11 protein-coding genes are annotated in these 12,962 nt (G+C 55.9%); 5 read left to right on the forward strand and 6 right to left on the reverse strand.

Features of this window, described 5'->3' with window-relative positions:
• Positions 1-243: 243 nt before the first annotated feature.
• The 3 genes from BUA39_RS14370 to BUA39_RS14380 form a co-directional block, all read right to left on the reverse strand.
• Positions 244-1,377 (reverse strand): tyrosine-type recombinase/integrase, encoded by a 1,134-nt coding sequence (locus BUA39_RS14370; RefSeq protein WP_072793915.1) that lies wholly within the window; start codon positions 1,375-1,377, stop codon positions 244-246.
• Between the two features lie 261 nt (positions 1,378-1,638).
• On the reverse strand, positions 1,639-3,351 hold the full coding sequence (metG, locus tag BUA39_RS14375; RefSeq protein WP_072793916.1) for a methionine--tRNA ligase: 1,713 nt from the start codon (positions 3,349-3,351) through the stop codon (positions 1,639-1,641).
• 111 nt (positions 3,352-3,462) lie between these two features.
• Positions 3,463-4,086 carry an ImuA family protein gene (locus tag BUA39_RS14380; RefSeq protein ID WP_072793917.1) on the reverse strand — a complete coding sequence of 208 codons (624 nt, stop codon included), beginning with the start codon at positions 4,084-4,086 and terminating at the stop codon, positions 3,463-3,465.
• Between the two features lie 152 nt (positions 4,087-4,238).
• Here BUA39_RS14380 and BUA39_RS14385 point away from each other — a divergent pair, with 152 nt between their 5' ends.
• Entirely contained in the window at positions 4,239-5,282 is a 1,044-nt protein-coding gene (locus BUA39_RS14385; RefSeq protein WP_072793918.1) for an aldo/keto reductase, read from the forward strand.
• 76 nt (positions 5,283-5,358) lie between these two features.
• Positions 5,359-5,832, forward strand: coding sequence for a hypothetical protein (locus tag BUA39_RS14390; protein ID WP_072793919.1), 474 nt, complete (start codon positions 5,359-5,361; stop codon positions 5,830-5,832).
• Here the strand turns inward: BUA39_RS14390 and BUA39_RS14395 are convergent.
• The 3 genes from BUA39_RS14395 to BUA39_RS14405 are packed head-to-tail and all read right to left on the reverse strand — an operon-like array spanning position 5,829 to position 8,598.
• Positions 5,829-6,413: a TadE/TadG family type IV pilus assembly protein gene (locus BUA39_RS14395; protein WP_072793920.1), complete on the reverse strand. Its 585-nt coding sequence runs from the start codon at positions 6,411-6,413 to the stop codon at positions 5,829-5,831. The genes BUA39_RS14390 and BUA39_RS14395 overlap by 4 nt on opposite strands.
• Before the next feature lie 5 nt (positions 6,414-6,418).
• Entirely contained in the window at positions 6,419-6,952 is a 534-nt protein-coding gene (locus BUA39_RS14400) for a TadE/TadG family type IV pilus assembly protein (RefSeq protein ID WP_072793921.1), read from the reverse strand.
• Positions 6,949-8,598, reverse strand: a complete 1,650-nt coding sequence (locus BUA39_RS14405) for a TadE/TadG family type IV pilus assembly protein (RefSeq protein ID WP_084605013.1) — start codon at positions 8,596-8,598, stop codon at positions 6,949-6,951. Before BUA39_RS14405 ends, BUA39_RS14400 begins: the two co-directional genes overlap by 4 nt.
• A 440-nt stretch (positions 8,599-9,038) precedes the next feature.
• On the opposite strand from BUA39_RS14405, the gene BUA39_RS14410 reads away from it, so the two are divergent.
• From BUA39_RS14410 to dnaG, 3 genes are all read left to right on the forward strand, one after another.
• Complete coding sequence (locus tag BUA39_RS14410; RefSeq protein WP_072793923.1) at positions 9,039-10,469, forward strand: Glu/Leu/Phe/Val family dehydrogenase; 1,431 nt, start codon at positions 9,039-9,041, stop codon at positions 10,467-10,469.
• Positions 10,470-10,570: 101 nt separating this feature from the next.
• A complete protein-coding gene (locus BUA39_RS14415) occupies positions 10,571-10,876 on the forward strand; it encodes a hypothetical protein (RefSeq protein WP_072793924.1) in 306 nt (101 codons plus the stop codon).
• Positions 10,877-10,949: 73 nt separating this feature from the next.
• Positions 10,950-12,905 carry a DNA primase gene (dnaG, locus tag BUA39_RS14420; protein WP_072793925.1) on the forward strand — a complete coding sequence of 652 codons (1,956 nt, stop codon included), beginning with the start codon at positions 10,950-10,952 and terminating at the stop codon, positions 12,903-12,905.
• The last annotated feature ends 57 nt before the right edge of the window (positions 12,906-12,962 follow it).

The raw sequence follows: 12,962 nt of genomic DNA on the forward strand, positions 1-12,962 counted from the left end.
GCGGAATTCGTCCGTCCGTTTCAGTCCCATAGTTCGTCTCCTTTGCTGCAGTAAATGCTATCAAAGGAGCGGCATCAAACCGTGACAGGTCCACATTCATTGTGATTAACATGTCTTCGATGCGCCCGAGTTGATCTTTGATGTCGTCCATTGTCCACTCCAACAGCATTTGCTTTGTAAGTATTTTGGACAACTGGTTTTGCTCTGTAGACCATTGTTTGACCTAACAAGACCTATTTAGGTCTAAGTGCCTCGATAGGACAAAAGTCGATCACAAATTCGCTCCTGACATTCCCTTAGGTGACCTGTCAGATGGGCGCGGGTCACGTAGTTGAATGAAACATGGGTGTTGGCGTGATCCATCAACATTGTGACCGACTGAAAATCGACGCCAGCTTCCATTGCATGAGTTCGATAGGTATGGCGCATCTGGTGAGGCGCATAGGGCCATGAGCGAATGCGTGACATCTGCTCTATGTGCCCTGACTTGGAAGTTGAGGAAGGAAACATGAATGGGCTTTCCAATGGCCGAGTCAGATCTTTGACTCTGGACAACTCCTGCAAAACCAAGCGAGGCAAGGGAAGATGGAAACTGCGCCCTGATTTGGCTCGGGGAACAAATAGCACACCATCGTCTTCAAGGTGCTCCCACTTAACTGAACGTGCATTCGTGGAACGCAGACCAGTCGTTAGCATCAAGAGCCAGCATGCGCGTCGAAGGGGGTGATCCATCTCATCTAAACGCCGCCAGAGTTCAGCCATCTCTTTGGGTCCAACAGCCCAATCACGAGCTTTCTCTTTGTTCATGCGAACGCCGCGAGACACCGGGTTTGGGCCAAGGTCATGTGTACGCGCTACATCGTTAAGAAGCAGCTTAAGAACGCGCATGGCTCCGTTTGCAGCATACGGACCTGATTTCTTGGTCAGACGTTCGTGAAGCGACCGAACGACCTCACGGTCGATCCTGTCTGCGGGCAATTTAAGGAGGCTACGCAACGGCCCGTTCATCTTTCGCCTATATGAGTCGACAGTGTTGGGTGTCAGGTCCTTTCTTCCGTTAAGATAGCGCTCCATCGCTTGTTCCAAGGTTGGGACAGATACCTTCTTAACACGTGGGTCTTCACCTCGCCGTAATGCGAGGCGCAACTCTGCTGAACGTTCACGGGCAGATTTCAACGAGACTTCATCTGTCCGGCCAATCATGACGGTAACATATCGGTTCGTTCCGTCATTAATCCGTCCTACATGTTTGTAGGAGATGCTTCGTTTGCCAACGACAAGCCGAAGCCCTTTGGCATCCTTGTCATAGATCTGGGTTCCTGCATCATGTTGTTCAGCCAGTTTACCCACGACTACTTGGGTCAATTTAGTGGTCATATTTGATCGCCTTTTTATGCCATACCACAGGCCATGTTCTGATTAAGTCCTGATAAATCTCAGGAGGTGGTATAAGGCGATTGTGTCTTGTTTTATTGCCCTCGCGGACCCTTATTAGGCCGCATTATGCAATAAAATGTCTATTTTTCAGTTACTTAAAATCTCTAGGCCGTATAGGCCGTGCCGGTTCGAGTCCGGCCGAGGGTACCAATGAAAAAGGCGGCTCCGATTGGGCCGCCTTTTCTTTTTGTGGTCAGACAGTTAGTCGCGCGTCCCTGCAAAGCGCTCTTGCCATTCCTCGCGCTCGTCGTCTGTGATCTTGCGGAAGGTGACTTCGGGCACAGTAAAGGCGTGGCCGACAGGAAGTTGGCTGAGCGCGGCTGTGACATCATCGGGCCATGCGGTGTCTTCGGCGTTCATCGACGCGAGCAGCGAGGCAGAAGCGTCAGGAATGAACGGGGCTGACAAGACCGCGTAAAGCGGGATCAGGTTCAGGGCGAGGCGGATTTGAACGGCAGCTTTCGCGGGGTCTTCTTTGAAAGTCGACCAAGGCGCGACGGTTTGCAGGTATTCATTGCCTGCCACCCAAATCGCACGCAGTTCCTGCGCGGACTTACGCACTTCCATGTCGGCCATGTGCTTTTCATAAGCGCGCACGCGTTTGGTGATGTCTTCGATCAGAGCCAATTCTTCGGGGCCGTAGGCGCCGCCTTCTGGCACCGCTTCGGAGAATTTGGAACGGCAGAATTTGGTGACGCGAGAGACGAAGTTGCCCAGAACGTCAGCAAGATCTTTGTTCACAGAGCCTTGGAAGTTTTCCCAAGTGAATTCCGCGTCCGAGCTTTCTGGCGCATGGCTGAGAAGCCACCAACGCCAGTAGTCGGCTGGCAGGATTTCCAGCGCTTGGTCCATAAAGACACCGCGCCCGCGCGAGGTCGAGAATTGGCCGCCATCATAGTTCAAGTAGTTGAAAGACTTGATGTAATCGACCAGCTTCCAAGGTTCGCCCGACCCAAAAATCGTGACCGGGAAGGAAAGGGTGTGGAAGGGCACGTTATCTTTGCCCATGAATTGGGTGTAGGTCACGTCGTCGGCACCTTTGTCGGTGCGCCACCAGCGTTCCCAATCGGTGCCTTTGCCCGCGTCGACCCATTCTTGTGAAGCAGCGATATATTCGATTGGCGCGTCAAACCAGACGTAGAAGACTTTGCCTTCCATACCGGGCCAAGGCTCATCGCCTTTCATCACCGGCACGCCCCAGTCCAGATCACGGGTGATGCCGCGATCCTGAAGGCCATCGCCGTCGTTCAGCCATTTCTTGGCAATCGACGTCGTAAGGATCGGCCAATCGGTTTTGCCGTCGATCCACTCTGCGAGTTTCTCACGCATTTCGGACTGGCGCAGGTAAAGGTGCTTGGTCTCGCGCTCTTCCAACTCGGTAGAACCAGAGATGGTCGAGTAGGGGTTGATCAGGTCTGTTGGGTCCAGCTGCTTGGTGCAGTTGTCACACTGGTCGCCGCGCGCGCTTTCAAAGCCGCAATTGGGGCAGGTGCCTTCGATGTAGCGATCCGGCAGGAAACGTCCGTCCGCATGAGAATACATCTGTGTTTCAGAGACTTCGCGGATCAGACCCGCGTCGGCCAAACGGCCTGCAAAATGCTGCGTCAGCTTGTGGTTCTGCGCAGAAGAGCTGCGGCCAAAGTGATCAAACGACAGGCGGAAGCCTTCGGCGATCTTGGCCTGAACTTCATGCATTTCAGCGCAGTATTCCGCAACCGGCTTGCCTGCTTTGGCCGCAGCCAGTTCCGCTGGTGTGCCGTGTTCGTCGGTGGCGCAAAGAAACATCACTTCGTGGCCGCGCGCGCGTTGATAGCGGGCAAATAGGTCGGCTGGCAGTTGGCTGCCCACGAGGTTGCCCAGGTGTTTGATGCCGTTGATATATGGAATGGCCGAAGTGATGAGATGGCGTGCCATGGATGGTTATTCCCTTGTCCGTCGTTACGCCTTCCCTAGACCAAAGTGGCAGACAGTTCCAGAGGGGGATGCATGCGGGCAGAGGCCGCTGATACAGGGCCACCATATGGGTCAGCGAAAGGGCTTTAGGTCGGTTGCTATTTCCTTCTTGGGGGTAAAACCCGTGCTGCCAAACCCGACCTCCCAGCTTTTGGGCGGCGCGGTGCGGGCGCGCAGGCGGGTGAGGTGCCACGACCGCCCGTGATCGGCCAAACGTGGCACCATGTGCCAGCGGCTTTCGACCCCCGGTGCCCCGCCAAGGTCCGGGGTCAGGATCAGCCCCAGCGGTGCCCGACCCGAGGATGCCCCGCCGCTCTCTGCCGCCAGATGCAGACGCCGCACCGGGGTTAGCGCAGGAAAACCGCTGAGGTCGCCAACAACCAAAGGCACGGCACCGGTCACAAGAATTTCCTCAAGCGCCCAGAGCACATCTTCGGCCCGGCGCGGGGCCACAAGGGTAAAGCGGCTTGGGTCGGCAAACTCTGCAACGCCATTGGGGTTTAGCTGGTCAGGCATCCAAGGCGGGCAGACCCAGAACACCGGCCCCTCGGTCCGCGCCGCCAGCCACAGCGCAAAACTGCGCCGCGCGCTGCCGCAGGCCTCATGCAGGCGGCCAAGGCGCAAAGACAGCCCTTCGGCCAGAGTCAACTGCGGGGCAGGGCGGTCGTGCGCGCGTTTGAGAACAGGGGGCGACATGAGACGCAAGGTATCATGTTCCCTTTTTGTTCTCAATATCATCCGCCGTATCTGTACTGAAAAAGATAGTTTCACCTGTGAAAAAGATCAGGACTTGTAGTTCTCACTCAGGTTATTAGGTTTGCGCTAACGCGAGAGCAGGGGGACCGGCGATGAAACTCAACAAACTTGGCAATACAGGCATTGAGGTCACCGAACTCAGCCTTGGTACAATGACCTTCGGGACACAGACGTCCGAGGCGGATGCGCATACACAGATGGACATGGCGATGGATGCGGGCATGTTCTTTTGGGACACGGCAGAGATCTATCCGGTCACGCCACTCACCGAAGCGACCTACGGGCGAACCGAAGAGATCATCGGCACATGGTACGCCAAAACCGGGCGTCGCAATGAAACCGTGATTGCGACGAAACATGTGGGCACCGGGTTCAAATACGTGCGCGACGGTAAACCGATCATCGGCGAAACCGTGCGAGACGCGGTCGAGGGCTCTTTGAAACGCCTGCAAACCGACTGCATCGATCTTTATCAACTGCATTGGCCCAATCGCGGCGGCTATCACTTCCGCCAGAACTGGTCCTATGATCCCTCGGGGCAGGATACCGACGCCGTCACCGACAATATGTGTGAGGTGCTTGAGGCGCTGAAAGCCGAGGTGGATCGTGGCACGATCCGCGCCGTCGGCCTGTCCAACGAAACCGCTTGGGGCACTTTGAAATGGCTGCGGCTGGCCGAAGAACATGGACTGCCGCGCATGCAAAGCGTGCAGAATGAATACTCACTGCTCTATCGGATGTATGACACGGATATGGCAGAGATGACGGCCCATGAAGGGGTTGGCCTGCTGGCCTATTCGCCTTTGGCGACTGGCATCCTGACCGGCAAATACCAAAATGGTGCAGAACCTGAAGGTTCGCGTGTGACCATCGGTAGCGGGCTGGGTGGACGTAAGACCGAACGCGCGTTTGAAGCGACGCAGGCCTATCTGGACCTTGCAGCCAAACACGGGTTGCACCCGGTGCATATGGCGCTTGCTTGGGCAAAACGCCGCCCATTTATGACATCGGCGATCATTGGTGCAACGACGGTGGATCAATTGGCATTGATCATCGAAGGGCAGGAATTGGTTCTGTCAGACGAGGTCAACCACGCCATTGACCAGATCAATCGCCAAATTCCTTTCCCATACTGATCTAAAATACCCACTTCTGGGGGTCGTCCCGGCGACGCATTTGCGTTAGGCCGGGACAGAACCGGGGGAGGGTATTATGTCAGACGAAGTTCTCGCTTATATCGAGGCATCCGCGCCGCGTCGCTGGCTGGCGATTGCGATGCAAATGGGGCTGGGTGCATTGCTGGTCTATATCGCTCTGGCGATGCCAGGTGCCTTTGGCTGGCAGGTCTTCCTGCTGCTGCTTGGCGCGGCATGGATATTTCTGGCAATCCGCATGCATGCAGCTACCTCCCTGCGTCTAGAGTTGACGCGCGAAGAGTTGCGGGATTCAACCGGAGAGGTTCTGGCAAAGCTGGACGATGTGCAGGCGGTGTCACGCGGCACCTTTGCATTGAAACCCTCTAACGGGTTCACCTTGGTGCTGGGCACAAAAAAGGGCCCGGCGCGTTGGCGTCCGGGCCTTTGGTGGCGGTTTGGCAATCGGGTCGGGATCGGAGGTGTCACCGCAGGCGCGCAATCAAAACCTGCGGCTCAGATCATCGAAGCGATCGTTGCCGAACGCGGTTAGCTTGTGCTGTCAAACACCAACTGCGGCGCATAGCGCGGGCGGGTGAACACAAAGGTTTCGATGTCACGATCCCCCAGTCCGACGTTTAGGTTCGGGCTGTAGGTAAAGTGCGTCTCAACCAGAATAACCGTGTCTTGATCGGCCATCGTGGGCAGTGAGTCCGCCAGATCGGTCATGTCCGCTTCTTCATAGCCTAGGAAGGCAGCGCCACGGACTTCGGACCATTGCAATTCATAGGCCAAGGTATCCTCGTCCCATTTGATCACTGAAATGCGCATCGAGGAGTCATCAGACATCTCGACTTCACCGTCCGCAGGTGTGGTCAATCCAACGATATCGTCAAACAGCACCCGCGTGTTGGTCACAAACGTCGGGGTGATCGCGTTTGTCTCGCGGCTCAGCAGGTCGCTGATGGTAAAGGCCGCTTTTTCCGCTGTGGACTTGGTGCGGAAGACATCAAAGAAGATGGCCATGGCCGCGATCGCCCAAAGCAGGATCGGCAGGATTACGACAACTTCGATTGCAACGGTCCCATTGGTGTTGCGTGCGAAATTTTTGATATGTGTCAGCAATTTACGCATGGCGATTACCGAGGCTCCTGTACAAAGGCGGTTGTGTAAGTCAATGCCGCGTCACCCGCGCCATCCTTGCTTAGGACAGAAGCGAAAAGGGCATTTGGGAACAGCGGTTCAAACTTCGCGCAGGCGCGCAGTACCACCAGTTCGTTGTCTTCTCCGAGGCTGAACTCTGACATTGGCAGAATTTCCTCGGCGCGGTCGGTGCATGTATAGCTGGCCGGCAGGACCTCCCAGCTGCGCAGATCGCGCACCAGCATTTCCAATTGCAGGTTTGTCTCGCAATCGGGCACGACATTATATTCGCAGATCATGGTCTTCAGTTCCGCATGCGTGGGGGCGGCACCTGTGTTGAGGCGCACCCAGCGGACTGTGTCGTCCATGGCGCGCTCCAAGAGCGAATTGCGGATTGTCATCATGCCGATTTCGACGCTTGCAAGCATCAAGATCAGCAAGAGGGGCGCCATAATGACGAATTCGACCGCAGCGTTCCCGTCTTCTTTTAGGCGAAAGTTTCGTAGTTTTTGTGTGATGCGCTGTTTCATTGAGTCAACCTCAGCTGGCGGATCGAAGCGGCGATGGCGGCGAAAGCATCTGCGATTTCCAGACCTTGAACATCAAAGTAATGGTTGGCAGAGCTCGCGCAGTTTTGCAGGACGGCCTGTCCTGCCTCGGGCGCTTCAAATCCGATGGTGAAGACAATTATGCCTTCGGCTTTTGCAGAGTCACAAATCGCTTGTGTCCGTGCATTCTTGGTGGAGTGGCCGACAAAATTGCGAACGCGGTTGTACCAGTCGCGGTTGGCTTGGTTGTCGTCCATCCAGGGGTAATAGTTGGCATTGCGGTTCTGACGCAGAGACGTCTGCGCCCAAAGGTCCGCATAGGTCAGATTGACGGCCTGTCCCGGCTCATCGCCAGCAGCGGTTCCTGCAATCGTCCGGTAGGCGCTGCAGGAGCCATCGACGTCAAAAGACTGGCAGCCATAGCTATCCTGCGTTTGAGCATAAACGCCATTGCCATAGGCGTGGTCACGCCACAGATTGGCATGCGGCCAGTAGAACATGGCCTCGTCCGTGATCCCGTCGCCATCAGCGTCAGCTGTGTCTTGTCCGGTGTAGATAGAATAAACTTCCGAAGTCGGGTTCCACCAGATGTTTGAGTTTCCAGAACGGTAGGCGTCATTGATGAAATATTGCGAGGTGTTTTGCCCATCGGTCATCAGAACAATGACCTTCAGGGTTTGCGCCTCTGTGTATGCGTAGGGGCGGCCCAAAAAGGCTGGATTGACCTCACCATCCGCAATCATTTGGTTGATCGCAGGCTGAATGCTGGCGTCCAGCAGGGCAGTGCCCCATTTCATGCCGACATCAATCGAGGTGTTCCCACCACCCCACATTGCGTCGATGAAGGACTTCAGGCGCGTTGCGTCATTTTCAAGGATTACCATTTCGCGGCTATTGTCGCTTGCGTCCACGCAAACTGGGCGAGGCACCAAGCCCATCGGGCTGTCATCGCGTGCATCGCTGGTGGACCAAGGATCGAAATGCATGGTGCGTGTCAGAGGCGTGCCAAGATCAAGCGACGTGGTCGCGTAATCCGTTGCCGCGAAGTTCACGCAGTTGGAATAACTGTGTTCCTGAGACAGGTTGAAATGACTGATAAAGGACTCTGGTGCCGACACCTGCGTTGCATAAGGCACTATGGAAATGGAAAGTTTACCATCTTCGGTCGTGCTGGTCAGCGTATCGACAAAGTCTTTAGCCGCAACCTTGAGGTTTGGAAGGCGATTGTTTGAATTCATGGACCCGGACACATCCAGGATCATTGAAATCTCGACACCGCCAATGCGCTCTTCGGCACCGGCCTTGGCGTTGACTGTCAGTTCATCCACACCTGACAAGTGCATGAATTGCGTGGCAAAAGTGGTGTCAGCCTCTGCAAATACAGTGCGATAGCCGGTACCTTCAGTCACTTGGATATCCCGGAGGTGGTCCTCCAGATCGGCCTTGTCGAAATAGTCGCTTACAACGGATGCCGGGTCGAGGTCTTGTTCAAGTGCAGCGGCAGCGATCACCGCATGGTCAAGCGTATCCTGCATCTTGGTGCGGCGCATTTCGGCCATCATGGCGTCGACGCCAATACCCGCGACCATAAGGATGATCAGGAAGATCACGATGCTCAGATAGACCATGCTCCCCGACTCTTCGCACTGAAAGCGGCGAAGGCGTCGGGTGCATATAGCCCCTCGGCTTTGTAGTGACGTTCTATCCATCACGATCCCTCAATAATTTCACCGCAAAGCCTGCTTGCGCAGACTCTGGGCACTCTCTCTCGGAATTATGTGTTGCAAAGGATTCGGGCTGAAATTTGGCGAAATGAGGGGTTTTCAGGACATTTTGGCCCGGGCGGCGTAACATTGACACAATTCAAAACGCGTTTTGGAAGGTTGCTTTGCGGCCAAAGGCAAGCGTCTCGTCTTTCAATTTCCGCAAATAATTCCCGCAGACGTGATCGAAAAAGTTTTCAAATTGACTAAAAAATAGGCAGCCGCCCCTCGCTTCTCTCCTTAAAACCCGGTTACCTTTGGTCATGCGACCTCGAGTCGCCAACAAGCTTGTCGGGAGGAAAAAGATGAGCGTTAAGAACGAGCCCAGTTTCCGCGAAAGTGTCGACCTCATGTTCAACCGGGCAGTTGCCCTGATGGACTTGCCGCCGGGACTAGAGGAAAAGATCCGGGTCTGTAATGCAACCTACACAGTCCGTTTTGGGGTGCGGCTGCGGGGAAGCATTCATACATTCACCGGATATCGATCCGTGCATTCGGAACATATGGAACCTGTGAAGGGCGGTATCCGCTACTCCATGGGGGTCAATCAGGACGAGGTCGAAGCGCTTGCTGCGCTGATGACCTATAAGTGCGCCCTGGTTGAAGCACCTTTTGGGGGGTCAAAAGGTGGCTTGCGCATTGATCCACGTGAATATGAAGAACATGAACTGGAATTGATCACACGTCGTTTTGCTTATGAGCTTGCCAAGCGCGACTTGATCCACCCGTCTCAGAACGTGCCTGCGCCCGACATGGGCACCGGAGAGCGCGAGATGGCGTGGATTGCCGATCAATATTCGCGCATGAATACAACGGACATCAACGCGAAGGCCTGCGTCACAGGTAAGCCGCTAAATGCCGGTGGTATCTCTGGACGCGTCGAAGCGACCGGTCGCGGCGTGCAATACGCGCTGCAGGAATTCTTCCGCGACAAACGTGACATCGACAAGGCCGGGATGAGCGGCACACTCGATGGTAAACGTGTGATCGTGCAGGGTCTTGGTAACGTGGGCTACCACGCGGCCAAGTTCTTATCTGAAGAAGATGGCTCTCAGATCGTCGGTATTATCGAACGGGATGGCGCGCTGGTTAGCGAGAAAAGCATTGATGTCGATGCGGTGCGTGACTGGATCGTGAAACACGGCGGCGTCAAAGGATTCCCCGGTGCGACTTACGTCGAAAACGGCGTCAGCGTGCTTGAGGAAGACTGTGATATCCTCATTCCTGCGGCGCTTGAGGGGGTTATTAACCTTTCGAATGCAGACCGGATCAAGGCACCGCTGATCATCGAGGCCGCGAATGGTCCGGTGACGGCTGGCGCGGATGAAATCTTGCGTGATAAGGGCACCGTGATCATTCCGGATATGTATGCCAACGCGGGTGGTGTGACCGTGTCCTATTTTGAATGGGTCAAAAACCTAAGTCACATTCGCTTTGGCCGCATGCAACGCCGTCAAGAAGAGGCACGCCACCAGTTGGTCATTGATGAACTTCAGCGCTTAGATGACTACCTCGGGGATGCTTGGTCGATGTCGCCGAACTTCAAACAAAAGTACCTGCAGGGTGCTGGCGAGTTGGAATTGGTGCGGTCCGGTCTGGATGACACCATGCGCACGGCATATCAGTCTATGCGAGAGCGCTGGCATGGGGATGATAAAGTCACTGACCTTCGGACAGCGGCCTATCTGGTTTCCATTGAAAAAGTTGCCGCCAGCTACCGCGCCAAAGGGCTTTAGGCTCGGCCTCAAATATCTATGTCAAAGCCCGCTTCGGCGGGCTTTTTCAGTTGCAGCCGTTGGCGTGCAAAGGCATCTTGGATCGGCAACAGGAGGTGTGCATGCGTTACATTCTGACTTTGGTTCTGTTCTTCTCTGCTGGCGGAGCAACTGCCGATGAAGTGGCCGATAAGAAGGCGCAGCAATGCGCGGACCTTGGGGCAATTGTCACGCAACTGGTCGCGCTGCGGCAGGACGGCAAACGCGAGGCCCGTGCCATCCGCACCCTGACCAAAGGCAAATCGGCTGTGGACGAACAGTATCAGCCGGTGGTGCAATTCCTTTCGGGGTGGATCTATTCCCTGACAGACGAAGAACTGACCTATGAGCCGGGCCCGAAATACACCGAAGCCTGCCTTGCGCAGTAGCCGCCGCGTCGATCTGCTCCATTAACCAAGACCCGCGCTGGACATGTCGCCAGTCCCATCCATATAGTAGCCCATGAGCCTGACTCCCGCCTTTCTCGATGAATTGCGCAGCCGCACCAGCCTTGTGCAGGTGATTGGTCGCAAGGTCATGTGGGACAATAGAAAATCCAATCAAGGCAAGGGCGATATGTGGGCGCCATGCCCCTTCCATCACGAAAAAACCGCGTCTTTTCATGTGGATGACCAAAAAGGCTTTTACTACTGCTTCGGTTGCCACGCCAAAGGCGATGCCATCAACTTTGTGCAGGAAAGCGAAAACGTCAGCTTCATTGAGGCTGTGAAAATCCTCGCCGACGAAGCTGGGCTTGCGTTGCCAGATCGTGATCCGCGCGCGCAGGCCAAAGCGGACAAGCGCGCCACCCTGACCGAGGTGATGGAGCAGGCCGTTCAGTTTTTCCGCATGTCGTTGAAAACGGGCGCAGGGGCCGAAGCGCGGGGTTATCTGGAGCGGCGTGGCATGAGCCAAGCCACCCAAGACCGCTTTGACATCGGCTATGCGCCAGAGGGCAATCAGCTTTTCAAACATCTGACCGGCAAGGGGATTGATCCCAAGTTGGTGATCGACTCGGGGCTGGCTGCGGTGCCCGATGATGGCCGCGCGCCCTATGATCGGTTTCGGGGGCGCATCACCTTTCCGATCCGCGATGCCCGCGGACGCTGTATCTCGATGGGTGGGCGAGCGCTTGATCCCAATGCACGCGCCAAATATCTGAACGGCCCGGAGACCACGCTGTTTGACAAGGGACGCAGCCTTTACAACCACGGCCCCGCTCGGGAAGCCGTCGGCAAGGGGCAGTCCTTGATCGTGGCCGAAGGTTATATGGATGTGATTGCGTTGGTAGAGGCAGGCTTTGGCGGCGCAGTTGCACCGCTGGGCACGGCGATCACCGAAAACCAATTGCAATTGCTGTGGCGCATTTCACCTGAACCGATCATTGCATTGGATGGCGACAAGGCAGGTATCCGTGCGGCGCTGCGGCTGATTGATCTGGCGCTGCCGCTGATGGAGGCGGGGCAGGGACTGCGCTTTGCCCTGATGCCCGACGGCAAAGACCCCGATGATTTGATCAAAGCAAAAGGTCCAAAGGCCGTACAGGCTGTGCTGGATCAGGCGCGGCCCATGGTTGATCTGCTTTGGGAGCGGGAGATCGAAGGCAAGGTCTTTGACAGCCCCGAACGCAAAGCGGCACTGGACCGCACGTTGCGCGATAAGATCAAACTGATCAAAGACCCGTCCATCCGCGCGCACTATGGGCAAGCCATCAAAGACCTGCGCTGGCAGCTGTTCCGCACACAGGGTGGCGGCGGATTCTCAGGGCGTCGTGGCGCGCGGCAAGGCAAAGGCAAATGGGCCCCAAGCGGTGCAAAGGGCACAACAAAGGCCTCGCTCGTCGTGTCGGCTGACGAAGCGCGTCGCCGGCATCTGCGCGAAGCGGTGATCCTCGCTGCGATTATTGTGACGCCTGCCATTTTGGATGAATTCGAAGAAGGGTTGGAGCGGCTGAGCTGCGAGGATAGTGATCATCGCTTTTTGCGTGATCTGCTTCTGCGCCAGGTGCATCGCGGGGTGTTTGATCTGCGTGGCGTGATCGAAGACGCGATGGGGCCAGAAGCCCTTGATTTCCTGATGGCGCATCCACATGTGCGTATTGCCCCGCCGGTGCGCCGGCCGGGGGATATAGAATTGGCTCGTCAGACCGTCGCCGAAGAATTGCACAAACTGGCCGCTGATGCCGGATGGCAGGCGGAACTTGCCGAAGCCGAGGAAGACATTCGAACCGCTTCTGATGAGGCTGTGACTTGGCGGCTGAGCCAAGCCGCCGAAGCGCGTAACAGGGCGTTGCGCAGCCTACAGGAAGATTCGACAGAATATGAGGTGGGCGACAACGGTGCGACCATCGACAAAGAAGAACGCGCGGCATTGGACGCGCTGATGGAGAGAATCGGATTTACCAAGCGCGATGGCTAAACAATGCGCTTTGGTGAGGAATTCAGAAGAGAATCAGGGTAAACAGTTTGCGAATCA

It is taken from the genome of Cognatishimia maritima (assembly GCF_900129685.1).
Taxonomy (GTDB): Bacteria; Pseudomonadota; Alphaproteobacteria; order Rhodobacterales; family Rhodobacteraceae; genus Cognatishimia; species Cognatishimia maritima.

Excerpts from the sequence above, each read along its gene's own strand:
- BUA39_RS14370 (WP_072793915.1), bottom strand. The coding sequence starts at position 1,377 with ATGACCACTAAATTGACCCAAGTAGTCGTGGGTAAACTGGCTGAACAA.
- BUA39_RS14385 (WP_072793918.1), top strand. The coding sequence starts at position 4,239 with ATGAAACTCAACAAACTTGGCAATACAGGCATTGAGGTCACCGAACTC.
- BUA39_RS14390 (WP_072793919.1), top strand. The coding sequence starts at position 5,359 with ATGTCAGACGAAGTTCTCGCTTATATCGAGGCATCCGCGCCGCGTCGC.
- BUA39_RS14380 (WP_072793917.1), bottom strand. The coding sequence starts at position 4,086 with ATGTCGCCCCCTGTTCTCAAACGCGCGCACGACCGCCCTGCCCCGCAG.
- BUA39_RS14410 (WP_072793923.1), top strand. The coding sequence starts at position 9,039 with ATGAGCGTTAAGAACGAGCCCAGTTTCCGCGAAAGTGTCGACCTCATG.
- BUA39_RS14400 (WP_072793921.1), bottom strand. The coding sequence starts at position 6,952 with ATGAAACAGCGCATCACACAAAAACTACGAAACTTTCGCCTAAAAGAA.
- BUA39_RS14395 (WP_072793920.1), bottom strand. The coding sequence starts at position 6,413 with ATGCGTAAATTGCTGACACATATCAAAAATTTCGCACGCAACACCAAT.
- BUA39_RS14405 (WP_084605013.1), bottom strand. The coding sequence starts at position 8,598 with ATGGTCTATCTGAGCATCGTGATCTTCCTGATCATCCTTATGGTCGCG.
- BUA39_RS14415 (WP_072793924.1), top strand. The coding sequence starts at position 10,571 with ATGCGTTACATTCTGACTTTGGTTCTGTTCTTCTCTGCTGGCGGAGCA.
- dnaG (WP_072793925.1), top strand. The coding sequence starts at position 10,950 with ATGAGCCTGACTCCCGCCTTTCTCGATGAATTGCGCAGCCGCACCAGC.
- metG (WP_072793916.1), bottom strand. The coding sequence starts at position 3,351 with ATGGCACGCCATCTCATCACTTCGGCCATTCCATATATCAACGGCATC.